General features: G+C 43.9%; 27 protein-coding genes and 3 tRNA genes. 9 read left to right on the forward strand and 21 right to left on the reverse strand.

The annotated features are described in order from the left end of the window. Positions 1-13: 13 nt before the first annotated feature. Positions 14-373: a Fis family transcriptional regulator gene (locus tag ABXT60_RS02950; RefSeq protein ID WP_443631285.1), complete on the forward strand. Its 360-nt coding sequence runs from the start codon at positions 14-16 to the stop codon at positions 371-373. Here ABXT60_RS02950 and ABXT60_RS02955 read toward each other — a convergent pair. From ABXT60_RS02955 to ABXT60_RS03005, 11 genes are all read right to left on the reverse strand, one after another. Next, positions 370-1785 (reverse strand): cryptochrome/photolyase family protein, encoded by a 1416-nt coding sequence (locus ABXT60_RS02955; protein WP_443631286.1) that lies wholly within the window; start codon positions 1783-1785, stop codon positions 370-372. The two genes, ABXT60_RS02950 and ABXT60_RS02955, sit on opposite strands and share 4 nt — an antisense overlap. 6 nt (positions 1786-1791) lie before the next feature. Beyond that, a complete protein-coding gene (locus tag ABXT60_RS02960) occupies positions 1792-2346 on the reverse strand; it encodes a DUF3833 domain-containing protein (protein ID WP_443631287.1) in 555 nt (184 codons plus the stop codon). Then, positions 2343-2783 carry a hypothetical protein gene (locus tag ABXT60_RS02965; protein WP_443631288.1) on the reverse strand — a complete coding sequence of 147 codons (441 nt, stop codon included), beginning with the start codon at positions 2781-2783 and terminating at the stop codon, positions 2343-2345. Before ABXT60_RS02965 ends, ABXT60_RS02960 begins: the two co-directional genes overlap by 4 nt. A gap of 106 nt (positions 2784-2889) precedes the next feature. Beyond that, positions 2890-3381, reverse strand: a complete 492-nt coding sequence (locus ABXT60_RS02970) for a DUF2878 domain-containing protein (RefSeq protein ID WP_443631289.1) — start codon at positions 3379-3381, stop codon at positions 2890-2892. A gap of 10 nt (positions 3382-3391) precedes the next feature. Then, positions 3392-4609, reverse strand: coding sequence for a class I SAM-dependent methyltransferase (locus ABXT60_RS02975; RefSeq protein ID WP_443631290.1), 1218 nt, complete (start codon positions 4607-4609; stop codon positions 3392-3394). After that, a complete protein-coding gene (locus ABXT60_RS02980) occupies positions 4606-5469 on the reverse strand; it encodes a DUF1365 domain-containing protein (RefSeq protein ID WP_443631291.1) in 864 nt (287 codons plus the stop codon). The genes ABXT60_RS02975 and ABXT60_RS02980 overlap by 4 nt, the downstream gene beginning before the upstream one ends. Then, a complete protein-coding gene (locus tag ABXT60_RS02985; RefSeq protein WP_443631292.1) occupies positions 5462-6769 on the reverse strand; it encodes an NAD(P)/FAD-dependent oxidoreductase in 1308 nt (435 codons plus the stop codon). The genes ABXT60_RS02980 and ABXT60_RS02985 overlap by 8 nt, the downstream gene beginning before the upstream one ends. Then, positions 6766-7500 carry an SDR family NAD(P)-dependent oxidoreductase gene (locus ABXT60_RS02990; RefSeq protein ID WP_443631293.1) on the reverse strand — a complete coding sequence of 245 codons (735 nt, stop codon included), beginning with the start codon at positions 7498-7500 and terminating at the stop codon, positions 6766-6768. Before ABXT60_RS02990 ends, ABXT60_RS02985 begins: the two co-directional genes overlap by 4 nt. Beyond that, entirely contained in the window at positions 7497-7919 is a 423-nt protein-coding gene (locus tag ABXT60_RS02995) for a nuclear transport factor 2 family protein (RefSeq protein ID WP_443631294.1), read from the reverse strand. The genes ABXT60_RS02990 and ABXT60_RS02995 overlap by 4 nt, the downstream gene beginning before the upstream one ends. 28 nt (positions 7920-7947) lie before the next feature. Continuing rightward, positions 7948-8946 (reverse strand): YbgA family protein, encoded by a 999-nt coding sequence (locus ABXT60_RS03000; protein WP_443631295.1) that lies wholly within the window; start codon positions 8944-8946, stop codon positions 7948-7950. A gap of 24 nt (positions 8947-8970) precedes the next feature. Then, positions 8971-9999, reverse strand: coding sequence for an NAD(P)/FAD-dependent oxidoreductase (locus tag ABXT60_RS03005; RefSeq protein ID WP_443631296.1), 1029 nt, complete (start codon positions 9997-9999; stop codon positions 8971-8973). A 117-nt stretch (positions 10000-10116) separates the two neighbouring features. Between ABXT60_RS03005 and ABXT60_RS03010 the strand changes: the two genes are divergently transcribed. The 5 genes from ABXT60_RS03010 to ABXT60_RS03030 all read left to right on the forward strand — a co-directional run bounded on the left by ABXT60_RS03010 (position 10117) and on the right by ABXT60_RS03030 (position 13079). Further along, complete coding sequence (locus tag ABXT60_RS03010; protein ID WP_443631297.1) at positions 10117-11019, forward strand: MerR family transcriptional regulator; 903 nt, start codon at positions 10117-10119, stop codon at positions 11017-11019. Between the two features lie 3 nt (positions 11020-11022). Then, on the forward strand, positions 11023-11934 hold the full coding sequence (locus tag ABXT60_RS03015) for a TIGR01777 family oxidoreductase (RefSeq protein WP_443631298.1): 912 nt from the start codon (positions 11023-11025) through the stop codon (positions 11932-11934). Between the two features lie 36 nt (positions 11935-11970). After that, positions 11971-12342 (forward strand): sirohydrochlorin chelatase, encoded by a 372-nt coding sequence (locus ABXT60_RS03020; protein WP_443631299.1) that lies wholly within the window; start codon positions 11971-11973, stop codon positions 12340-12342. Positions 12343-12485: 143 nt separating this feature from the next. Continuing rightward, on the forward strand, positions 12486-12647 hold the full coding sequence (locus ABXT60_RS03025; RefSeq protein ID WP_443631300.1) for a DUF2986 domain-containing protein: 162 nt from the start codon (positions 12486-12488) through the stop codon (positions 12645-12647). A 24-nt stretch (positions 12648-12671) separates the two neighbouring features. After that, positions 12672-13079, forward strand: a complete 408-nt coding sequence (locus ABXT60_RS03030) for a PaaI family thioesterase (RefSeq protein WP_443631301.1) — start codon at positions 12672-12674, stop codon at positions 13077-13079. A 25-nt stretch (positions 13080-13104) separates the two neighbouring features. Here ABXT60_RS03030 and ABXT60_RS03035 read toward each other — a convergent pair whose 3' ends face one another. From ABXT60_RS03035 to ABXT60_RS03080, 10 genes are all read right to left on the reverse strand, one after another. Next, entirely contained in the window at positions 13105-14238 is a 1134-nt protein-coding gene (locus ABXT60_RS03035) for a M14 family metallopeptidase (protein WP_443631302.1), read from the reverse strand. Between the two features lie 342 nt (positions 14239-14580). Beyond that, a tRNA-Gln gene (locus tag ABXT60_RS03040) sits at positions 14581-14655 on the reverse strand. A 25-nt stretch (positions 14656-14680) separates the two neighbouring features. Next, positions 14681-14757 (reverse strand) — tRNA-Met (locus ABXT60_RS03045). Between the two features lie 91 nt (positions 14758-14848). After that, the gene (gene ychF / locus ABXT60_RS03050) at positions 14849-15940 is read right to left on the reverse strand and encodes a redox-regulated ATPase YchF (protein WP_046482599.1); all 1092 of its coding nucleotides are present in this window, start codon (positions 15938-15940) and stop codon (positions 14849-14851) included. Between the two features lie 35 nt (positions 15941-15975). Further along, the gene (gene pth / locus ABXT60_RS03055; RefSeq protein ID WP_443631303.1) at positions 15976-16572 is read right to left on the reverse strand and encodes an aminoacyl-tRNA hydrolase; all 597 of its coding nucleotides are present in this window, start codon (positions 16570-16572) and stop codon (positions 15976-15978) included. Between the two features lie 83 nt (positions 16573-16655). Further along, positions 16656-17246, reverse strand: coding sequence for a 50S ribosomal protein L25/general stress protein Ctc (locus tag ABXT60_RS03060; RefSeq protein ID WP_443631304.1), 591 nt, complete (start codon positions 17244-17246; stop codon positions 16656-16658). Between the two features lie 108 nt (positions 17247-17354). Next, positions 17355-18299: a ribose-phosphate pyrophosphokinase gene (locus tag ABXT60_RS03065; RefSeq protein WP_443631305.1), complete on the reverse strand. Its 945-nt coding sequence runs from the start codon at positions 18297-18299 to the stop codon at positions 17355-17357. A 63-nt stretch (positions 18300-18362) separates the two neighbouring features. After that, a tRNA-Gln gene (locus ABXT60_RS03070) sits at positions 18363-18437 on the reverse strand. 59 nt (positions 18438-18496) lie between these two features. Next, the gene (lolB, locus tag ABXT60_RS03075) at positions 18497-19183 is read right to left on the reverse strand and encodes a lipoprotein insertase outer membrane protein LolB (RefSeq protein WP_443631306.1); all 687 of its coding nucleotides are present in this window, start codon (positions 19181-19183) and stop codon (positions 18497-18499) included. Beyond that, entirely contained in the window at positions 19164-20903 is a 1740-nt protein-coding gene (locus tag ABXT60_RS03080; protein ID WP_443631307.1) for a tetratricopeptide repeat protein, read from the reverse strand. Before ABXT60_RS03080 ends, lolB begins: the two co-directional genes overlap by 20 nt. Before the next feature lie 226 nt (positions 20904-21129). Between ABXT60_RS03080 and hemA the strand changes: the two genes are divergently transcribed. Genes hemA through prmC form a run of 3 tightly spaced genes read left to right on the forward strand, consistent with a single transcriptional unit; the run spans position 21130 to position 24414 of the window. Further along, entirely contained in the window at positions 21130-22407 is a 1278-nt protein-coding gene (gene hemA / locus ABXT60_RS03085; RefSeq protein ID WP_443631308.1) for a glutamyl-tRNA reductase, read from the forward strand. After that, the gene (gene prfA, locus ABXT60_RS03090) at positions 22404-23495 is read left to right on the forward strand and encodes a peptide chain release factor 1 (protein ID WP_046482609.1); all 1092 of its coding nucleotides are present in this window, start codon (positions 22404-22406) and stop codon (positions 23493-23495) included. The genes hemA and prfA overlap by 4 nt, the downstream gene beginning before the upstream one ends. Continuing rightward, positions 23485-24414, forward strand: a complete 930-nt coding sequence (prmC, locus tag ABXT60_RS03095) for a peptide chain release factor N(5)-glutamine methyltransferase (RefSeq protein WP_443631310.1) — start codon at positions 23485-23487, stop codon at positions 24412-24414. The genes prfA and prmC overlap by 11 nt, the downstream gene beginning before the upstream one ends. Positions 24415-24422 lie beyond the last annotated feature (8 nt).

Consider the following 24422-nt stretch of genomic DNA (forward strand, 5'->3'; position numbering starts at 1 on the left):
TTAGAGTTAAAGTATGCGTAAAACTGATAAAAAAATGGATAACCAACTTAGGCATGTATTGACCGAGGTCTGTGCAGTTGCTTTAAAAGATATTAATGGTTTTCAATGGTTAACTCACGTGGTTAATTATTCGAACTTTCCCAAAAGTCTGCAAGTAGTGTGTGTTTTCGACACCAATGAAAACCTTTCTTGTTTCATGTCAAAAAAAACCAAAATTGAACTTGATGGTCTTATTCAGTTGAAGCTATCCACTATTAACCTGGCAGTAAACAATGCTACCGACCATGTTTTTTATGACACAGAACAAAACTGTGACGAAGAACACCAAGGAAAATGGGTAAACAGGCTGGTGCAAAAAAGCTATGGCAGCTAAAGATTCTTAGTAGTGCCATAGGCCGCCAGGGCTCTTTCACGAGACTCCTTGATTTGAACAATAGGGTGAGGGTAGGTTTCACCTAGGGTGATATTGGCTTGGCTTAACACGTCTGTAGGTGCTTCCCAGGGGCGGTATAGATATTTATCTGGTAGCTCTTTGAGCTCAGGCAAATATAGCTTGGTGTATTCCCCTTGGGGGTCAAATTTTTCGCCTTGGATTATGGGGTTGAATACCCTGAAATAGGGCGATGCATCTGTGCCACACCCTGCCACCCACTGCCAGCTTGCACTGTTGCTGGCTAAGTCTGCATCCACGAGGCAATCCCAAAACCAACTGGCCCCTAAGCGCCAATCAACTAATAAGTTTTTGATAAGAAATGATGCCACAACCATTCGCACGCGGTTGTGCATATACCCTGTTTGCCGGAGTTCTCGCATACCTGCATCAACCAAAGGGTAACCTGTTAAACCCTGTTGCCAGCGCTTTAGCCACGCTGGATTATTTTCCCATGGGAAATGGTCAAAGTTGGTCTTTAAGTTCTGGTTAGGCAGGCCCGGAAAATGGAATAGCAAATAATAAGAAAATTCTCGCCAACGTATTTCTCTCTTAAAGTGCTCACTGTTCTGATCATCAGCTATGGTCAACAATGCATTGATAATCTGCTGTGGTGATATATCTCCAAAATGAAGGTGAGGAGACAACCTAGAAATTGCCTTTAAGGCAGGCCTATCTCTACCATCTTTATAATCGTTTATGCCGTCAGACAAAAAGCGCTTAAGTAGCGACGATGCGCCTGCTTCACCGGGTGTCCAATGCTTATAAAAGTTCGCATCCCAATGAGTTAAAGGTAATAAGGCTAGGGTATCTAGTGGAGTGGCTTTAGGGTCTCTGGTTAACCCTTTTGGGAGTGTAGGTGCAGGCAATATATCGATAGAGCGGTCTATTTTGCTCGCCTCACGGTGATACGGAGTGAATACTTTGTACGGGCTGCCGTCTTTCTTAAATACTGCCCAGGGCTCGTTTAGCAAAGAACCATTGATGCTGCAGGCTTTAATGCCTTGGGATGATAATTGTACTTTAATGTTTTGGCTTTGGGTTATATGGTAGGGCTCGTAACATCGGTTCCAATACACTGTTTCCACAGCAAAACGCTGGCACAAGTCACCGATTACTGTGGCGGCATCGCCATGGTATATATTGAGGGCGTTGCTTAATGATGCATTTAAGGCCTTTAATGAATGATGCAGCCACCATCGGCTAGCCCCTCCCATTTTATACTGCCCTGCATTTGCATCGTCTAGTATGTAAATAGGCAGCACATTGTCTGCTTTACATGCCGCTGTTAGCGCTGGATTATCGAGGGTGCGTAAATCTTGGCGAAACCAGACGACTGAAAGTGGTTGATTCATAGCTAACTACTCAATTTTTTCTATGATTAGGGTTATCTGACCAACATTGAACCCCCATTTCGTCATTTCAGTTTGGTTAATTAAACGTGAATCATCAAGTTGATAAATCCAATCATTCAAGTCAATGTCCCACGTCGTTCCATCTACTTCTATCGCTAACGTATAGCGCCAATTAAAGGCAAAGCCTTGGCTTTCACCTGTAGCTTCTCCCACCGAGTCTGATGCCACACCGCTGTATTGATTGTTACCGTGCTTTACAAGGTTCCACACTCTGCGCTGGGTTTCACCATCGTCATAAAAAAAGTCTTCTTCAAGAAGGCCTTTATTACCCTCCCATGAACCGATTAAATCAGCGCGAAAGCGCCTGATTACTTCGCCATTCCGGTTTTGGACCATTCCATAGGCAGCCAGTTTTCCATCAAAAAACGTCTTCATGTCAAATTCTGGGGTGGTAGATTTATAATCAGAAATGGTGGCGCTGCATCCGACTAAAAATAAGCCTAAACAAATGCTCACAGATAAACGCGAAAAAAGGCGTATGAAAGGGTTATAACTCGTCATGGGTTTATTCCTATTAATTGATTACGTTGTGCTGGTTTTATAGTGTTTTTGGATAGCCAAATCGCTGTAAACGCAGTTGAAAACAAAGGATCATTTATGGATCCAATAAATTTTTTATTAAAGAAAAAATGGCTAATACGTGCTTCGTCTACGTATAGTATAAGTTGATCTTGTGATGCAATATCTGGCCAAATTAACTTTAGTTTTGCTGTCCAATCAGCACTATAGCTAATTTTCTGACGTTGCCAATCTTCTATAGTGGATTGTATTAGCTGCTCAGCACTTATGTTTTGCTTATATGTTAAATCCAGTGATAGGGGCCATTGATCCACCTGATAGGCACCTGTGGGAGTGCGCAAAATCGCGTCGTAAACTTCAAACCAAAGCCACTTCATTTTGGCTGTACCAACAACCTTAAACCTAGGTATATCAGTCATTTCAACTGTGGTAGCTGAGTTAAATAAGGGCTGAACACTAATAGCATAGCTATTAGGCACCCCTAGCAAGCATATCAACGCCAGTATAATGGCCTGTTTGTTTAACTTACCCATGGGCAGGTTGCCGTATTAAACGATCTAACTTGACACATATTGGCAGAAATATAGCCCAGTTAAGGGCCACAATAGCTAAACTTGCCAGTGCTCCATAAGGCAACTCAACAGCACCCAGTTTCCAACTAACCCAATAGGCATAGGTGCCTCCTACAGCACTGAAGCAAACAAGGAAGACGAGCTTAAACTTACGCAAAAAGCGCATGCTGTGACCCAGGTTAAGGATAAATGCCATCCATAAAACTAACAGCCACAAAGGCCATCCAGTAAAACTAAAAAATCCGAACTGTGTGATTAATAAATCTATAGCAAAGCCAACCAAGGCAAGCGGTAGCACCTTAAAGTCATCTAAGCGGCTGGGAGTTAAGGCAAAGTGTAAGGCTAAAATAGCCATACTTATAGCCAGCCAGGCGTTGCCACCCCAGATAAGGCTTAGCCACATCAATTGAAAGCTAACAGGTTGAAACCATGTCCACATTTTCATCGTTGTTACCTTAATACTTGTTCTTAATCAGCTCAATATGGGCTAAACCAATGGCAGACTCACGGAATCCGCCTTCGCAGTAACAAAAGTAATACTCCCACAGGCGAATGAAATCGTCATTAAAACCTAACTGTTGGATGGCCTCACGGTTTTCTAAAAAACTGTCCCGCCAAGCACTTAACGTTTGCGCATAATCAATGCGATAGTCTGATAATTGTTTCATGTACATGTTGGTGTTGTTTTTAAGCAAGTCACAAATTACGCTAACAGAAGGTAAGTGCCCCCCTGGAAATATATGGCGCTGAATAAAGTCTACATTCTTAACGTAGCTATCGTAGCGTTGATCATTCATGGTGATCGCTTGAATCAGAGTCTTACCACCGGGCTTTAATAGCTTGTCTATCATAGAAAAATAAGTAGGCATAAATTTATGGCCTACCGCTTCAATCATTTCTATAGAGACAATTTTGGAATATTGCCCTGTTAAGTCGCGGTAATCTTTTTTGAGTAACGTTATTTTGTGGCTAAGGTTCTCATCTTCCACACGCTGTTTGGCCAGTTCAAACTGTGCATCAGAGATGGTGGTTGTGGTGACATGACAACCATAGTTTTTGGCAGCGTAGCAGGCTAACCCACCCCAGCCGGTGCCTATTTCTAGTAGTTGATCATCTTCAGTTAAGTTGAGCGCTTCACAAATGGTTTTAAGTTTGTGCTGTTGGGCCTCTTCTAAAGTTGCCTTCTCATGGGGGAATATAGCCGATGAGTACTGCATAGCATCGTCTAAAAAGACTCGATACATGTCATTGCTTAGGTCGTAATGGGCTGCAATATTAGTGCGGCTACCCTTTTTACTATTGCGATTAAGACGATGCTTAAATCCGTTGATGATGTTTAATAAGAAGCCAAAACGTTGTTCATACTGCTCTAAGGTGGCTAAATTTCGGGAGAAAAGTTGGATTACCGCCACTAGGTCATCGGCACTCCATAAACCCTCAATATAAGCTTCACCGGCACCTATGCTGCCGCCCCATAAAATACGGGAGTAGGCTTTCGAATCATGAATAGTAATCGTTGCCGCAATGGTGGCATCTTTATTGCCAAACATCACTTCGTTACCATTTTCAATCAAACAAATATGTCCGTCTTTTAGCTTGTTGAGTAATGAAAATACAATCCGTTTACTTAATGAGGGTTTCTTCATTGTCTCAGTGCTTTTAGTGTTGGTCATGGTTTACTCTTTGAATTGGATTCCCCAGGAGCTGCTTTGGGTAATTCGGTTTTTTTTGTTTGGTAAGGAACGTAACGAATGCCTTTAATGTACAGTTTTAGTGCTTGCCAATAAATGGCTCTAACTATACCTAGGGTCACGATGGGCCAGCGCAAAAATATAGCGGTTAGTTTCTTAGTATTAATATCATAGCGTTGAGCCTCAAAAACAGCCATAAATAATCTCTGCTCACGCCAGTTTTCAATGGTTATTTTGGTGTTCGATGTGGGTGCTTTTACCTGCCACTTATACGCCATGTCAAAATCCATAAATGGAGAGACATGAAAAACTTTTTCAGTTGCCACAGGGTCTAGTAAATCAATTAGGTAGCTGTGGGTATTATTCCATGGCGTGTTACTAACCTCTGCAATAAGGTATTTTGCAGTGTTATTTTCATATAAAAAGAAAAAATTTACTGGGCTAAAATAAATACCAAAACAGCGCAGTTGTGCCAACACACACACACGGTCTACACGACTCACATCTGCGCCTAGTGCTTGTGCGGTAGCAAGGGTCACTGCCTTTAAGCGCGTGCCTGTATCGCTGTGATGGTCACTCTGAGGTGAGGCCATGTTCTTTAGGTAATCTGTCGCCTTAAGCTGCAAAGGCGCCCATCGTAAAGATGAAAACCACCAGAATTTTTTATTAAGCAACTCAACTTCATCAAGGTCGATAAAGTTCATATATAGCGGATAGGTAAATTCATGTACTTTAGGGACAAAGCGCTTATGAAATACATGCCCAATATAAAACGCACTCTTAAATGTGTTTTTAATGGCTTCATTACTGGCTGACGGGCCAGTTGAATGAGGACTAAGCATCAGAACTGCCAGGCAGGGCCGCTGCGTCTAAATTGTCTAAGGTAAGGCCAAAACGCAGGCATACATCTAATGCACTCTTTACCCCATCTTCATGAAAACCGTTATACCAATAGGCACCGCAAAAATGAGTTAGGCGGCTACCACAAATTGTGTCACGTTGGTTTTGTGCAGCAATCGACTCTAGTGAGAAAACAGGGTGTGAGTAGGTGAATTGGCGCAAAATATGCTTAGGGTCAATACGCTTTGTTTGGTTTAGTGTGACGCAAAGGTCTTGCTTAGTTTCTAAACCCTGTAAAATATTCATATTGTAAGTAAGTGTGGGTAACTCATCAACTAGGGGGTCTATGCAGTAGTTCCAACTCGCGTAGGCTTTTTTTCGTTTAGGCAGCAAAGTACTATCCGTATGCAGAACCACATCGTTAGACCGATACTTCATAGCACCAAGCACTTGAGACTCCTCTAGGCTTGGGTCGTTTAACAGTGCTAATGCTTGGTCTGAGTGGCAAGCAAAAATAACTTCATCAAATACTTCAGTGCTGTCATTGCTCGTAATTTCAACATGATCATGATGGCGGCTTACCCACTGCACTGGGCAGTTGAGGCGAACGCTTTGAATCGATTTTGTCAGCCCCTCTATATAGCTACGAGAACCCCCTTCAATAACATACCACTGAGGCCGGTTAGCAATATCTAGTAGGCCGTGATTGCTCAAAAAGTTGAGAAAAAACTGCAATGGAAATTCCCTACAGCTGCTGATCGACGAGGACCAAATAGCCGCAGTCATTGCAAGTACATAATGGGTCGCAAAATAATCACTAAAGCCATGTTTATCAAGAAAGTCTCCCAAGCTACCCTCATTGCTTTGGCTTGACTGATGGGCTTTTTTAGATAAGCGATTAAAGCGCAAAATCTCCATGATAAAGTAATAAAAACGAGGCCTTAATAAATTACGTCGTTGTGCAAACAGGGTATCTAAATTATGCCCGTTGTACTCAAGCCCAGTGGCTTTATTTTGCACACTAAAGCTCATTTCAGTCGGTTTGCTGGCAATGCCAATTTGATCCATCATCTTGATAAAGTTAGGGTAGGTACGATCGTTAAAAACGATAAAACCCGTATCCACTGCCAAAGTTTTATCGTCTATATCAAGGTCTATTGTTGCTGTGTGCCCACCTAAGTGAGCGTTTGCTTCAAATAACGTCACATGGTGTTGCTTGCTCAGCAAGTAGCCACAGGTTTGGCCGGAAATGCCACTACCAATAATGGCAATGCGTTTTTGCTTGGTGTCTAAACTATTCATTCTGGTGCTCTGATCATTTTAATGGCGAGTCTGCGCCAAAGTGCATTGGGTAAAAGCGATAATAGATTCATGATAAAAAAGAATACTTTGGGGAAATTGATCTCTAACTTACGTTTTTCAAGCCCTTGCATGATGTATTTACAGGCTTGTTCACCCGTGATGATACCAGGCATAGAGAATGTGTTCTTTTGGGTTAAAGCAGTATCAACAAATCCTGGGCGAATAAGTGAAACAGCAATACCCTTTGGGCTGAGGTCTATGGCTAGTGTGCGGGTTAAATAATCTAGGGCAGCTTTTGAAGCACCGTAGGCCTCTGAGCGAGTAAGTGGCAGCAGCGTAACAGAAGAGCTAACGATAGCTAACTGTCCCCCTTGGTTTATATTGCCTATTAAACCTTCTAGGCAATACCCAGTGCCTATCACGTTAGTTTCGATAACTCGCTTAAATAGTGAACTATCAAATAACAGGGGGTCATCCATATATTCGCATGTTCCTGCATTTAAAATGACACTATCAAGTGATGTAAATGGTTTAAGGGCCTCCAGTACGTCGCTTTGGCTATTGATATCAAACGTGCATAGCGTTAGTTCAGGATGCGCAGATGAAATGGCTCCTTCCAATTTACTCAAGGATCTACCACAAGCAATCACATGCCACCCCGCAGCTAAGTAACCATTGGCAAGGTACATACCAATACCCGAACTTGCCCCGGTAATTAAGATCCGTTTCATACAGAAAGCCTTTTTTTAAGCATTTTGATGACGCTTTTAAGCACAGGTACATGTTCGTAAAACATACTTCCCACGTCAAAGTAATCTCTGTGGTGAGTGATGCGCTCATTAAATTTAATGTCACTTACGCCATCCACTACAATTTCTTTATGATTATTTAACTTGGGGTGAGCAAACCTCATTGTCCAAGTAATTAATGCTTGGCCATCGTTACTAACTATATCAATAATGTCGAAGCTGCAATAACTAACATTTTCCATCATGTTGCTAAAGTGAGCCTTCACATTATAAAGCCCTTCAATTTGGCTAAAGGGATCTTGTAAAATAACACTCTGGTGGTAAATTTCATCAAGTCCAGGGATGCTTTCTTGGCTGAACTCTTTGTAGTAATTGCAAAATTTTTCAACAAGTGTATTCATAGTATCTCTTCTGTAATGGGTAGCCTATTTAAAGGTATTGCGCCATAGGGTTAATTTTTTCAGGGTAGGGCTCCAAGTAGCGCTGTTCTTTAATATAATTAGTGCCGTGCTGCATTAAATAGTGTTTTAGCAAGGTTAAGGGCGTAGTCAGTGGTGTTAGGCCTTTATTATAGTTGTGAATTTTAGTAACGATGTGTTCCCGCGCGATGGGTGACAGATTGTGCTTTAAATAGCCCAAAATATGAAACAGAGCGTTAGTATGGTTTTTTCTGCTTGCAGGTTTAGAAATTGCTTCGATAAAGGCCCTAAAGTAATCATCTATAAGCGTTTCCAATGAACCCCCATCATAGGTTCCTAAAAGACGCCCCAGTGCGCGAGCCTTATCTTGGTTGTGTGCCATTAATAGGTATTTATAGCTACTGTGAAATACCATGAGATGGTGCAAGCTTGGGCGCTCTAGAACTTCCTTTTTAAAATTGCTATACGCATAAACACGAAGCAAAAAATTATCAAATAACGTGTCATCTTGCAGGCGACCTTCCTCTTCGATTGGCATCAGTGGGTAGTGTTTCTTTAACGCTCTAGCAAATACTCCAGCTGTGCGTAGTGGGTGCGGATGACCGTTAGTTTGGTATACTTTCATTCTATCAAGCCCATAACTGGGCGAGGTTTTCATCAGTATATAACCATCAAGGTGGCCTATCTCTGAGTTTTTTTGCAAGCCGTTAACCAGCTCAGAGGTTAAGTCAAAGGACTCGTCACTGCTAAACACTAGTCTTGGTGAGGTTGAGTCAACAGTAAGCCTCATTGTTGGCCGCAAAATGCCCAAGTCTGCAGCCACTTCTGGGCAAAAGCTAGTAAATGTGAAACATTTGCTTAGCAGATCAAGGCACAGCCGTGACTGCGTGTGACCTGCATTGTAGCGTACTTTATTGCCTATTAAACAGGCGCTTATGCCAACAGTTATTGGCTGCCTGTTCAGCCCAATTGCCGCTTTATCTGAGCCAATAATGCTTAGATTATTCATTAGCAACGCCTTGATGGACCAAAATCATCTGAGTATTGCCTCATGTAATGCAAAAGCGCTATTAAGTGCGCCAATTGTTCCTCCACGGCCTAACCAGTCACCACAGCAGCCCACATTAAAATCGCTGTGCCAAATAAAAGCGGTATTTTTATGCGACGTTGATTTATATTTAGCCATGCGCCAGTAATGCGATGTTAAAACCTTTGGTTGGGCTTTAATGCCAAAGTGGTGACAAAAGGTATTTGCTAGCGCAAGGGCCACTTTGTCACTTGGGGCATGGTTTTGCGCTTGTGCCCATTCAAAGCTGCTGTGCAGAACCCATACTTCTTCATGTGGTGCTGGGCATATTCGCCCAGGCTTGCTGTTTTCTCGAATAGCTCTGTGTAACGATAGATGGCCATTTTCGTAAACATCAGCAGCCAAACCCAGTGAAGAGGGAAAACCAATTGCACAGACATACTGCGGCAGGCTTTCTTGTGGCAAGGTGTCAGGCAAACTAAAGTTGGCCACACCTTCAGCTGTATTTAATAAATCACGGGTTTGCTCTGGGGGCGCTGTGATCACTAGTTTGTTGGTTACAGCAATTGGTTTATTGTGTTCATCAAAAAGATGCCAGCGATGGTCAGCTCTCGCCAAACTGCAGACTCTGTTTTGGGTCAGTATGTTTAAGTGGCCGGCAATGTTGCTATGCCACGCATTCATCGAGGGCACACCACATAGCGTTGTGACTGTTTCTGTGGCACTGGGGACATTATCAAAACGGCCAACAGTCTTGGCCCACTTTGATACATGGCCTGCAGTCTCCCAAGCATCGATCATGTCATTAAGCTGAGGATGGGTGACTTTGCCTGAAGAGAATTCAGGGGCGCCCAAGTCTATGCCATAGTTAGTGTTATTTTCGTTATTAATACGCCTGCGACTACACCTTCCACCTAAGCCTCTGCTTTTTTCTATAACAACGCAGCCAATGCCGGCATTATCCAGCAAGCTAGCTATAAAGCAACCAGCTGTTCCAGCACCTATTATGGCAACTTCAGCGGTGATTGGAGGCATATGAATTATGATTAAAAAGAACAATGAGAAAATAATACTGTACACTTAAATACTTGTACAGTATTATTTTTTGTATAGTTATTAAGAATAAAAATAGAGTTAGGTAAATAGCTTCAGATGACCATTGCTGCTGAAAAAAACGTACGTCCGCAAAGCCAATTTCCTATACGGGAGTTAAGTGCTCGTACAAAAATCAATACGGTCACTTTGCGAGCTTGGGAGCGGCGCTATGGCCTACTCAAGCCTCAAAGAACCCCTAAAGGCCACCGGCTCTACTCTGAAAAAGATGTGGATACCATTGAGCGAATTCTCACCTTAGTTGCAAGGGGTGTGCCCATTGGTAAAGTGAAGGTATTGCTAGAACAAAATATTGTCGAGGATACACAGGTTAGCCAAACTGGAGATTGGCAACATGCGGTTGCTGAACTGTTGTTAGCCGTTGAGACCTTTTCAGTGAGTAAAGTTGAACATCTAATACACAAGTCATTTGCTAACTATCCTGCTCCTATTTGTAGTGAGCGTTTGCTGAAGCCATTATTTTCCGAATTAATCTTAATTGATGATCATGGCGCGGCCCTAGGGTTTGCCGACAGTGAACTGGTACGTTACGCATCACTGCGTTCAAGTGCTAAAGTTTCCAAGAAAAATTCTGCCGCTACAGTAGTTCTGATTGCAGGTCACCAAACGCCAATTTGGCGCTTGGCGCTAATGGCGTTAGAATTAACTGATGCTAAGTTTTCGGTGCATTTGTTAACCCACTCTTTTACTGTTGCAGCTGCAATTGAACTAGCTGGAAAATTTGAATCCGCCTACACAGTATTTTATCAAGATGGCATTTGGAAAGATCTAGAAAAAGACCTGATGGCCAACGTGTTGCTTAAAAACGATCGGCTCTTTCTCTGTGGTACGGCACCAGTGTTGGCTAATTTATATGCAGAAGACCGAGTGTTTAAAAATTCAAATAGCTGTATTGATGGGTTAATTAAGCGTCAAACAATGCCTTATAAGGCCCTTAGGTAGTCTATGAAAATATTGATGACAGGCGGTACTGGTCTAATTGGTCAGGCCTTTATACAACAGTTTGGCGATCACCAATTTACAGTGCTCACTCGATCCATACCTGCAGTAATGAGTAACAAAGCTGCATGGCCTAAGGCATTAAATTTTATAGATTCGCTAGACCATTTCCACAATCTAGATGAGTTTGATGCAGTGATCAACCTTGCTGGAGAGCCCATTATTGACAAACGATGGAGCGTAAAGCAAAAACACATTATCTGCCAAAGCCGGTGGGGCATTACTCAACAACTAGTGGCCTTATTTACGCATAGTTTAAACCCACCTTTGGTGTTTTTAAATGGATCAGCTATTGGTGCATATGGTAATCGGCCAGATCAAACACTTACCGAAGAGTCCTGTGTTGAAGTGAGTGATTTCTCCAGCCAATTATGTTTGGGTTGGGAAGATATTGCTATGGAGGCGAAGGCTTTTACTCGTGTTGTTTTACTAAGGACAGGTATTGTTTTAGCAGCCCATGGTGGTGCTCTGGCCAAGATGTTATTGCCCTTTAAGTGCTTCTTAGGTGGACGTATTGGCAATGGTGAGCAGTACATGTCTTGGATTCATTACCAAGACCACATTAATGCAATGCAGTACCTGTTGCTTGAGGAAAGTATGTCGGGAGCAATTAACTTAGTTGCGCCAGAAGCGCAAAAAAATAGCACCTTTACCCAAACCTTGGCTAAGTCACTCAGTCGGTTCGCTATTCTCCCCATACCCAAAAAAGTACTGCAGCTTTTGCTCGGAGAGTCCTCTTCTTTGCTGCTGGATAGCCAAAGAGTAATGCCACAAAAACTTTTAGAAAGTGGGTTTGCCTTTAAATTTTACAGTTTAAAGTCTGCCTTGGATGATTTGCTGAAGCGTCCTGCTGAGTAAATAGACAATATAATAGTTAACCCCTGGAAAAGACACATGAAACAATTGTTAATTGCCGTGCATGGCAGTCGAAGAGAATCATCAAATGATGAATTAAGGTTATTAGGAGACAAGGTGTCCGCCAGGGTAGGTGTGGCTTTTGATGGTGTGAAAGTGGCTTTTTTGGAGTTTGCCTCCCCCTCTGTAGAGACTGCACTGGTTGATTTTTTTAACAGTGGTGCGACAGAAGTAGTGGTGCTGCCCTATTTTTTATCAGCGGGCAACCATGTTGTGGTAGATATTCCACGAGAAATTAACAAGGCTGTGGATCAATGGCCAGACAAAAATATTAAAGTACTGCCTCACTTTGGTGCTCTGGATGAAATGGCTAATTTTATCGCTCTAGCGTGTAAAAATGAGACTAATTAACTGTTAACATCGCGTTATAAGCTGATCTACTCGAATAGCCAGTCAATACCTTGTATACATTTACATAGTAAATAGTGTTTTATACCGTTTGGTTGCATGTTCGAAGCTGATATCATGTTCGCGTTAACAAATGAGTAGACCCCATGAACCGTCGTAAAAAAGGTATTCAGATTTTAAAGGCTCGTGCCAAAAAATCTAACGCAAAATTGAGTACTCAAAGCAAGCCTAAATACATTAGCAAAGCAGACCGCGCGCTCTCAGTAGCGCTGGCGTTTGATAACGCAACTCTAGCGCCTGAAGAATAATTGTGCAAACTTAAAGGGATTACTGTGGCAACCAAACAGATCATTGCAGAGTTTTTAGTGAAGGAATTCCCTCAGTCTAAGTGTGTGGTAGAGAGCATTGGAGAATGCAGTTCTATTATAAGTCACCCCATAGGCTTTGATGAGCTGCGCCCTGGTGGCACAGTTTCAGGGCCGGTACTAATGACTGTTGCAGACGTGGCGTTATACGCTGCCGTGCTGGGGGAACTAGGTTTGGTTGCTTTAGCAGTGACGTCCAACTTGTCGATTAACTTTTTAAGAAAACCTGCTGCAACTAAAGACATTGTAGGCCACTGTAAGTTGGTTAAAGTAGGCCGCACTCTAGTGATGGGAGAGGTGATGTTATACTCTCGGGGCGATGATAGGCCGGTAGCCCAAGTGATGGGTACTTATGCATTGCCTGCTAAAACTTAATTCTCAGTTTTAGCGCTTTATAACGTTATCTGAGTTGGTCTATTACCGCTAGCATAGCCGGTAATAAAGCTGCACCCATGTCACTGCTGCGCTGTGCAGACCAGCCATAGCTAGCGTCTGGTAGATTGAAGTTGTCGATAAAAGGCATCTCTAATGTGAGTGATAGGCAGCCATAGGTTTCGCCAACGGATGCGCTTGCTAAAGTTAGGTTTGCTTGGCCTGGAAGGTCGGTGTCATAGCCGTACTCTGTTTGGTAATCTGGGTTGCTAATAAGTAACTGGTGTTTAAAATTGGCTTCTAACTTAGCCAGCCTCGGGCTATATGCTGGAATACCTTGGTTGTCCACTAAGAACACATAGGGTATTTCCTCATCGCCGTGACAATCAATATAAAGGTCTACACCTGTTTCACGCATTTTTTGTTGTGTTAAAAACACTTCTGGGCTGCGCTCCATGGTGGCATTTAGCCACTCACGGTTAAGGTTAACGCCGGCTGCATTGGTTCTTAGGTGGCCGCGCACACTGCCATCTGGATTCATGTTTGGAATAATATAAAACACTGCATCTTTTAGCAGACTTCGGCCGCATGCATTACTTGGGTCAAGTAACTTTTGTAATAAACCTTCTATGGCAAATTCGGCCATAGTTTCACCTGGATGCTGGCGAGCAGTGAGCCAAATTTTACGTTTTGTTGGTGAATCATCACCAATAGTGAGTAGGCTTAAAGGCCTGCCATCTAGAGTGTTGCCTAGGGTTGTAAGGGTACACACATCACTCGTCTGCGCCCAACCTATAAGGTCCTGATGCCGTTCCCATGAGTAAGGCGTAAAGTAGCTATACCAAACTAAGTCATGCTCTGGCGCGTGGCTAAAAATTAGGCCACCGTCTTCGTATTTAGTAGGCACTCTAAACCACTCTTCTCTGTCATAGGAGGCGACTACTTGAAAATGCTGCCAGCCATCCGGAAAAGCTGCTGCTCCAGCATTAGTAATGTTTAGTTTTAGCCCATGGTGATCCTTAGCCCCGGCAACACTAAAGTGAAACCATTGATAGAAGTCAGATTGGTTATCATGACGTATAGCTAACTCAATAGGGTTGCTGTGCACATTGATGACCTCAATGTTGCCACTGTCAAATTGACTGTTAATATGAATTGGCATGGTAATCTCCTTTTTTATAACACCATTAAAGCGGGGCTATGGGCGTTGGTGTTAGCTTGCGGTGGCCACAGGCTCCCAAGAGCCTTGCATTAGGTTTTTGCAGCTACGCTTCTGTACGAGGTCGCGTGCATGCCTAAGTGTGCTGCGCAGGGGCTCAGGGCACTCAATGAGAGGTGTGCTCAGTGCCGCTTAGGCTTTAATTTATTAACGTGTTACTTTAGGCATATTTGGGCCTCATCGCAATCGAAAAAAAACAGAGTGATAAAGCGAGTGAAAAGTATCAACAAACTAACTATTTTTTGTTTGTTTAGAGATGATTCAGTGACGGGTAAAAAGGACGAATGGCTGGGATAGCAGGATTCGAACCTGCGCATGACGAGATCAAAACCCGTTGCCTTACCGCTTGGCGATATCCCAGAAATGTCCGAAGGACTGATCAAAATGGTGGCTATGACTAGATTCGAACTAGTGACCCCATCATTATGAGTGATGTGCTCTAACCAGCTGAGCTACATAGCCATTTTGATCATTTTCAAGCACAGTGGCTGTACTTGAGGACGCGAATTATTCCTTGTTTTGGGGGTGCTGTCAACACCCACAAACAAAGGTTTTACACATTAAATCGGAAGTGAACCACATCACCGTCTTTTACCCGGTATTCTTTGCCTTCTAAGCGCCATTTGCCAGCTTCTTTGGCGCCTTGCTCGCCGTTACCAGCAATAAAGTCATCATAACCAACAACTTCAGCACGAATAAAACCTTTTTCAAAGTCTGTATGGATTACGCCAGCGGCTTGAGGCGCTGTGGCATTTTGTTTTACAGTCCATGCGCGAACTTCTTTAACACCTGCAGTAAAGTAAGTTTGTAAGCTGAGTAGTTCATAGCCTGCTCGAATTACACGATCCAAACCAGGCTCGGTCATGCCAATATCAGACAAAAATTCACGTTTGTCTTCATCATCTAGTTCGCTAATTTCTGCTTCAATTTGGTTACAAATAGCCACTACTTTAGAGCCTTCGACAGCAGCAAATGCATTCACTGCGTCTAAATGAGGATTATCTTCAAAACCATCGTCAGCCACGTTAGCAATGTACATGGTGGGTTTGCTGGTGAGTAGGTGAAAGCTCTTAACCATGGCTAGCTCATCGTCATTTAAATCTAGGGTTCGCACAGCGATACCTTCACTTAGAGGGCCGGCTAGTTTTTCTAAAAATGCCATTGTGGCTTGTGCTTCTTTGTCACCCGTGCGGGCAACACGGTGTACACGGGCTTTTTGCTTTTCTACAGAATCTAAATCGGCTAAGGCTAATTCCATATTAATAATGCCAATGTCATCAATCGGGTCAATTCGGTTAGAAACGTGAATCACGTTATCGTCGTCAAAGCACCGAACAACATGCGCAATGGCATCTGTTTCACGGATATTAGCTAAAAACTTGTTGCCTAAGCCTTCACCTTTAGAGGCGCCTTCTACCAACCCGGCTATGTCAACAAACTCCATGGTGGTAGGTAGTATGCGTTCTGGTGTAACGATGGCTGCTAAGGCGTCTAAACGTGGGTCTGGCATTGCTACAACACCAGCGTTAGGCTCAATAGTGCAAAATGGAAAATTTTCAGCGCCAATACCTGCTTTGGTAAGGGCGTTAAAAAGAGTTGATTTACCAACGTTAGGTAGGCCTACAATGCCGCAATTGAATCCCATGGGATACCTCTAGTAATTTTAATTAGACCGCTTTTTTAGTTCGTATGCAGGTCGTTCATGGCTTTTTGCCATTGCCCAGATATCGCCTCAGGCATAGCTTTTTTAGCCTTGTCCATTGAGTGCTGGGTGCTAATGCGCTCTTCAAGAGGCGCTTTTTTTAAAACGTAATTAGTCACTAATTTGGCATTGCCAGGGTGACCTATTCCTAAGCGTAAACGATGAAAGTTCTTGTCACCACTACGTTTGCTAATAATGTCTCTTAAGCCATTGTGGCCACCATGGCCACCACCTTGTTTCAGGCGTGCTGTGCCTGGAGGCAGGTCTAGTTCGTCATGGGCTACAAGAATGTTTTCTGTGTCAATTTTATAGAAGTTACATAAGGCCTGCACAGCTTGGCCACTTAAATTCATAAAAGTATTAGGGATAAGCAAGTGTACTTTGTGCCCAGCTATAAAACCTTGACCATAATCACCAAAAAACCGCTTTTCCATCGCTAGGTTAATGCCTTCTTCCTTAGCCAATTGCACAAGCCAGTCTTGGCCTGCATTGTGTCTGGTTTGATCATATTTGGCGCCAGGGTTGCCTAGACCAACAATAAGTTTGATGGGTATAGTGGGTATAGAATCGGACATGGCTGCGGAGCTCCAAATAAAAACGCCTTTGTTAAGTGAATAACAAAGGCGTTTATGACATCAACAATTAAGCTGTGCTAGTTTTAACTGCCTTTGGTGCCAGTAATGGTAGCAATGGCTTGGTTATGGTCATCTCCTAGGCGAAGAGCGTGAATAGTAACGCCCTTTGGCAGTTCAATGTCTGAAAGATGAACAATGCCACCAATAGGCACATCTTGCATGTCTACAGTTAAGCATTCTGGCAAGTTAGCGGCCAAACATGTGATCTCAACTTCACTCTTAGCATGAGACACTGTGCCGCCTTGGATCTTAATCGATGGGGCAGTTGCTTCATTTACAAACTTCAAAGGAACTAAGATGTGAATTAGGTTTGACTTGGTAACGCGCAAGAAGTCAACGTGCTGGATTTCTTGTTTGGCTGGGTGGCGCTGAATGTCTTTAACAATGACGGGCTCTTCTTTGCCGCCAATGTTTAGGGTAATTACAGAGCTATAAAAGCCTTCTACTTCAGAAGCTTTCCAAAGGTCTTTGTGAACCAAAGTGATAGATTGAGGCTTCTTGTTTTTTGCACCACCGAAAACGATAGCAGGTGTACCACCAGATAGACGACGTAGGCGGCGGCTCGCACCTTTCCCCAAGTCATCACGGGCTTCAGCATTTAGAGAGATAGACATTTGTCTTTCCTTATTTATTGTCCTAGGCACTTGCGACCGGTGCACGGTAGGACGGTTAAAATGGCCTAATTAAAGGCCGATAATACTAGCGCAGTTTTCTACCTAAGTTTAGGTGCGAAACATCGCGCTAATGGATTCTTCGTTACACACACGGCGCACAGACTCGGCCAGTAAATCGGCCATCGTTAGTTGGCGAATGCTTTTGCATGCTTTACTGGCTGCAGATAACGGAATAGTGTCAGTCACTACCAGCTCGTCCAGCGATGAATTAGTAATATTTTCTACTGCAGGGCCAGATAGCACTGGGTGGGTAGCATAGGCTACAACACGTTTGGCGCCGTTGGCCTTGAGGGCGTCTGCTGCTTTGCATAAGGTGCCTGCTGTGTCGCACATGTCATCAACCAAGATACAGGTGCGGTCTGTAACATCACCGATAATATGCATTATTTGCGATTCGTTAGCCTTTTCGCGACGCTTGTCTATAATTGCTAAATCTGTATTTAACTGCTTGGCTAATGCGCGGGCCCGGACTACACCACCCACATCGGGTGAAACAACCAGTGGGTTATCATAATCCTGGTTTGTTATTTCATCTAACAAGACTGGAGAACCAAATACGTTGTCAACTGGGATATCAAAAAAGCCCTGAATCTGTTCAGCGTGCAAATCTACGGTTAGCACACGGTCAATGCCAGAGCGAGCCATCATATTAGCCACAACCCGGGCGCTTATGGGTACGCGTGCAGAGCGAGGGCGGCGATCTTGGCGGGCATAGCCAAAGTAAGGCACTACAGCAGTTACACGTGCGGCAGAGGCTCGACGCATAGCGTCGGCCATCAAGATAAGTTCCATTAAATTGGTGTTGGTGGGTGCGCAAGTGGGTTGGATGATAAATACATCCTTACCGCGCACGTCTTCCAGCAGTTCAATTGCACATTCCCCATCGCTAAAGGTAGACACTTTAGCCTTGCCTAGGGGCACTCCTAAGCGATCTCCAACCATCTGAGCTAACGCGGGATGAGCACTACCGGAAAAAACTTTAAGTTTTGACACCTTGGGACACCTATGCTTTTGCAGTTATAGTAAGGCACAAAACTATGTTTGTGCCAGAGAATGTGGCTGGGATAGCAGGATTCGAACCTGCGCATGACGAGATCAAAACCCGTTGCCTTACCGCTTGGCGATATCCCATAAAATTCAGGCGCATATTTTCGCGGAAATAGCATCTAGTGTCAACATAATTCGCGCCTTTACTGTGGCTTCACAGTGGGTGTAAATGTGGGGTTAAGTTGTGGAAATGGAAATAAATTAAACCAGCTTTTGAGCACTAAAACTAAGCGTATGTCAGCACGTTTGAGCTCAATTTTTTTAGGCATAGGTAAGCCAGTTACCTTATTATAAGAATGATATGTCACCAACCAGCCAGCCTGTTCAATCGTGGCTGCCTCACCTTCTAAGTTATACGTTATTTTTGCTAGGGTATTAGGTTGTGGGATGCCCCTGACCCAGTACCTTAGCTCTTGCATTGGGAATTGCCAGCCAAATTCTTGTTCAAACAAAGCCTCAATTGATTCCGCCTCCACTTGGCCTTTACTGCTAGTGGCAATGACCAGGCCTGGAGCGCCTTCTATGTGTAACTGGCCACTCCCCAAAGGGCCATTAATTAGCAAGCTAAAATAGGCTGATCTTTGGCGCCAGGTGAGTAACCCAGAGTTGTTTTTATCATCCGTATATACTGCCATTTTTCCTTCTACATCCCATTGCACAAGCTTTTCTAGTTCTGCTTTTTTGTATGAAAAAGGTGCGTAAGCATGCGATGCTAAAGGTGAGATGTTGTTTTTTGGTACGTTACTGCAGGCGGAGATAGCCAATAAAAGAAACCCTAAAAAAGTAAATTTTGTAAAATTTTTAAAACGGCTAATCGCTTTGAAATTCATTTTGTGCGTCCAAGATTGCTTGTTTAATAAGGGCGTTATCTGGGTCTAGGCTCAAGGCAAGATTCCATGTTTCAAAAGCACTTTCTGTGTCCCCAAGAGCCCATTTTACTGCGCCTAGGTGTGCAGCTATTTCGGCTGCTGGCATTATATCATAGGCCTTGGTTAGCAAGATTAGAGATTGCCGCAGGTGTCCTAAGCGGTAGCTAACCCAGCCAAGGCTATCAATAATGGCGGCATTTTCTGGGTCTAATGCGAGGGCCTTGCGAATTAATAATTCAGCGCGTTGTAAATTTATGCCCTGTTCGGCATAAGAATAGCCTAGGGCGTTGAGTGCATTAATGTGATTGGGTTCTATATCAATAATGCGCTGCAACATTGCCTCGGTGGTATTAAATTGGTGAAGGGATTGCGCTAACAGGGCGTAGCCGTAGAGCAGGGGAATATTATTAGGGTGTTGTATTAAAGCTTCCTGATATGACGATATAGCATATTCAATTTCGCCGATGTCTTGTAAATATTGAACCTCTAGGGAGAAAATCTCTGCGGTTAAATCCTCATTTTGATGGCGCAACTGATGAAAATAGGCCTTTCTTTGATCCTTATCAGGTTTTTCTAGGTCCAGCAGTAACGCGAAAGCGTTTAACCGGTCTTCACCTTTTCTAACTTGCTGTAAATAACCTAATGCTTGTTCTGGTAAATCCTGATGCAAGGCGCTGAGGCCCATATAGTAATAAGCACTATGGCTGTCTGGATTTAGTTTGACGACCTTTTTTAGGTGTCTATATGCTTGTGAATATTGATGATCCTCATAGGCTAAAAGGCCAGCAGAATACCTGTAGCGAAGGTTTTCAGGATTGCGGCGAGTTAGCTCATTAAAATAGTCGTATGCGAGCGCATACTCCGCCAATAGTGTCAGCACTTGAGCGTGCAGGGTGACCAGGTGCCGGGGTGCCTCTTGCAATGGTTGGGTATATTGGGACAAGTAGGTGTCTGCAGCCTGAGTTTGTTGATTTGCGAGTAATAGTTCTCCATACGCAACTTGAGCTTGTAGAAAGTGTGCATCCTGCGCCAGCGCTTTGGTTATATAAACAATGGCTTTATCGGTCTGGCCGGCATTTCTCTCTAGCAAGGCGATGGCGTACAGCAGTTGTTTTTGGTTTGGGTAGGTGTCTAGCCATGACTCAAACGTTCCTCTTAACTTTTTTTGGAGAGCTGGCGCTTTATTAACACTTAAGCTGGCAACATAAGGCAGGCCAGCACCACCGCCACGCTTAAGTTCTTCTTCTAAGGCGAATGTCGCTTGATCAAATTGGTGGGTAAGGCTTGCTGCCTGAGCCATATACTGCCAAGGTAATGGGTCTTCGGGGGCCAGTTGGCTCCAAAGAAGGCTTGATTTTTCCAGTAATTCTGGGCTTTGGGAAAATTGAGCTGAGTAGGTGGCGCGCTTTGCTGTGCCGATATCTTGAGTAGATTTGGCTGCGGCAAGAAGCCGCAGGGTCGCTTCTTTGTTGTCACCTCGTTGTAGTGAAAATTCGCCGATTAAGAGGTGAGATAAATTTGTACTGGTTAGGTTTTCAATACGATCAGGTTGGGGTTGGTCACTTTTTTTTCCATCAGTGCTGCAGCTCAAAATTAAGGTGCAAGCAATGACTACACTAAGATAACGAAGGCGAAACCAGTGGTTATTGAGGCCGGTATGAAGCGATAATTTTGGTGACAAGGTCAAGGGTCTTTAATAATGCGATAATTATGAAGTGTAACAAATAGAGGCCTTTGCACAATACCAACGCCACGTTAAAATAGTTAAAATTTATGGCTTAACGGTGACTTATCGACAAATAGCTGTCGAGTTAGCATCACAGTTGGCTATGGGGGCGGTTAAGTTTCGGGTATAATGATCACTTTAATAGCGCTTCTTAATTGTTTGGTACCTGCAGACCACCTCCATGACCTTGTTTGTATTTGGCATTAATCACACCACAGCCCCTATCGACGTGCGCGAAAAGCTAGCCTTTGCGCCAGAAATAACGGCGTCTGCTCTCCAGCAGTTAGTAAGCCAAACTGCAATTTCAGAAGCGGCCATTTTATCTACATGTAACCGCACTGAAGTTTATGGCAGATTGCCCGCAGACCCTAAACAATCAGAAGAGTGTAATTTAGTAGTAGCCCAATGGCTGGCTAATTTTCACCAAGTGGCGCTAGATCAAGTGCAACATCATAGTTATTTTCAGCAGGCTGACCAAGCTGTGAAACACATGATGCGAGTGGCCAGTGGATTAGATTCTATGGTGCTGGGTGAGCCGCAAATATTGGGCCAGTTGAAATCTAGCTTCTCTGTTGCCCGGCAGGAAAAAACTGCCACAAGCCATTTGATACGCATGTTTCAAAGCGCCTTTAATATGGCCAAGTATGTCCGGACCCATACAGCTATTGGTGAAAACCCAGTATCTGTCGCCTTCGCTGCTGTGACAATGGCAAAACAAATTTTTGCTCGTCTGGAAGATCAGTCAGCTTTGCTCATTGGAGCAGGTGAGACCATTGAGCTAGTCGCTCGGCATTTACATGATGCCGGTGTCAAAAAAATTATTGTCGCCAATCGGACCTTGGCACGCGCTGAAGATTTGGCACTTGAATTTAACGCTCAAGCCATTTTGCTGTCTGATATTCCAGATCACCTAGCGGCTGCTGATATTGTTATTTCCTCCACTGCAAGTCAATTACCCATACTAGGTAAAGGTGCAGTTGAGCGGGCCCTCAGGCAGCGTAAACACAAACTGATGTTTATGGTAGATATTGCAGTGCCTCGCGATATTGAAGCCGAAGTTGATGAGCTAGATGACGTCTATTTATTTACTGTTGATGATTTAAAAGATGTCATAGATGAAGGCATGCGTTCTCGACAAGAAGCAGCAAAAACTGCCGAAGTGATGATTGAAGAAGGCCTTGTCACCTACTTGGAATCTGAACGTTCCTTAGATGCTGTTGGCAGTATCCGAGGTTACCGGCAAAGTATGGAAGCGTTGCGAGATGACGAACTAGACCGTGCTATGGCTAAGCTAGCCAAGGGTGAGGACGCTCAGGTTGTAATGCAGCGACTTGCCCGAGATCTTACCAATAAAATGATGCATGCGCCCACGGTGCAATTAAAGAAAGCCAGTGCGTTAGGCGATGACCAAAGCCTAGCGTTATTGCAAACCATGTTTGATTTGAACAAAACCTTATGAAAGCCTCAATACTTAGTAAATTAGAACGCTTACAGGATCGCTACGAAGAGCTAGAAGCCCTATTGGGCGTCGCTGAAGTGATCATGGATCAAGATAAATTTCGGGCTTATTCAAAAGAATATGCAGAGCTTGAAGATGTCGTAAAAAATTATGGACAATACGTTCAGCTGCAAGCTGACATGGAGGAAGCTCAGTTAATGCTGGCTGAAGATGACGCTGAAATGAAAGCCATGGCGGAAGAAGAAATTCTTGATGGCAAGAAACGTCAAGCAGAATTAGAATTAGACTTGCAAAAGCTTCTACTGCCAAAAGATCCAAACGATGGCCACAATACTTTTGTAGAAATTCGTGCCGGTACTGGCGGTGATGAAGCTGCTATTTTTGCTGGAGACCTCTATCGTATGTACACGCGCTATGCCGAAAACATGGGTTGGAAGGTAGAGATTGTCAGTCAGAATGAAGGCGAGCATGGTGGCTATCGTGAAATAATTACCCGAATGGTAGGCAATGATGTTTACTCAAGGCTAAAATTTGAGTCGGGTGCTCACCGAGTGCAGCGAGTTCCAGAAACGGAATCTCAAGGCCGTATACATACGTCCGCCTGCACTGTAGCTGTGATGCCAGAAGTTGATTCGGTGGATGATGTCGATATTAATAAAGGTGATTTGCGCATCGATACGTTTCGAGCGTCTGGTGCTGGTGGCCAGCACGTTAATAAAACGGACTCGGCTATTCGCATCACTCACTTGCCAACGGGCACGGTAGTAGAGTGTCAAGATGAGCGCTCACAACACAAGAACAAAGCTCGGGCAATGTCTCTGTTAGCATCCAGGCTTTTGTCCAGCGCCCAAGAAGTCGTTGCTGCAGAGCAAGCAGATGCTCGCAAGAGTTTAGTAGGCAGTGGTGACCGATCTGAGCGTATTCGTACCTATAATTATCCTCAGGGCCGAGTAACAGATCATCGTATCAATCTGACGCTTTATAAGCTGGCCGATATTATGGAAGGTGATGTGAATTGTATTATCGAACCGTTAAGTAATGAGCATCAGGCTAATTTATTGGCCTCGTTAGCAGAAAATGAAGGTTAATTACTCCTCAAGCCCTCAACCTAACCTCTGCTCAAACTATACTTGGCAGCAGGCCATTGTTTGGGCTAAGGAAACCCTGAAGAAGTCTTCAGAGGCAACCGATAGTGCTCGGTTAGATGCTGAGTTACTGCTGTGCTATGTGCTATCTATTACCCAGGCCAGCCTCTACGCTTGGCCAGACAAACCTGTGATGAAACCACAGTGGCAGCGCTTTGAATACCTGGTGTTGGAGCGCTGTTTGGGCAGACCTGTTGCTCATTTGCTTGGGCAACAGGGTTTTTGGACGTTAGATTTACAAATAGATGCCTCTACCCTAATTCCGCGTCCAGAAACAGAATTAATAGTAGAAGTTGTGCTTGATCTAAACTTGCCAACGCAGGCTAGAGTAATAGATCTGGGCACCGGTAGTGGCGCAATTGCTCTGGCTTTAGCCAGTGAATACCCCCACTGGAGCGTTACAGGTGTAGATCAATCACCTGAGGCTGTCAATCTGGCTAAAATTAACGCCCACAGATGCGACTTAGAGCGAGTGAATTTCTACCGGGGTAACTGGGCGCAGGGTTTAGTTAAAGATGTTAACAAGCCGCTGCACTGTGTGGTTAGTAATCCCCCTTATATCGACGCACAAGACCCACATTTAAGCCAAGGTGATGTGCGTTTTGAACCACTATCAGCGCTTGTAGCTAATGATCATGGAATGGCAGATATAAACATTATTGTAAGGCAAGCATCGCAGTTGTTGGCAGAAGGTGGCTGGTTAGTGATTGAGCACGGTTATGATCAAGGCTTGAAAGTGGCAAAACTGTTAGCTTGCTTAGGGTTTGAGTTGGTTGCCACACGAAAGGATTATAATGACCACGACAGGGTAACTTACGGTCAGTGGTCTGGCAGAGTGCCAGCTATAGAACTAGGCAGATAGCCTTAGGA

The organism is Candidatus Njordibacter sp. Uisw_056, from assembly GCF_047730085.1.
In the GTDB taxonomy this organism is placed as follows: Bacteria; Pseudomonadota; Gammaproteobacteria; order Pseudomonadales; family Balneatricaceae; genus Njordibacter.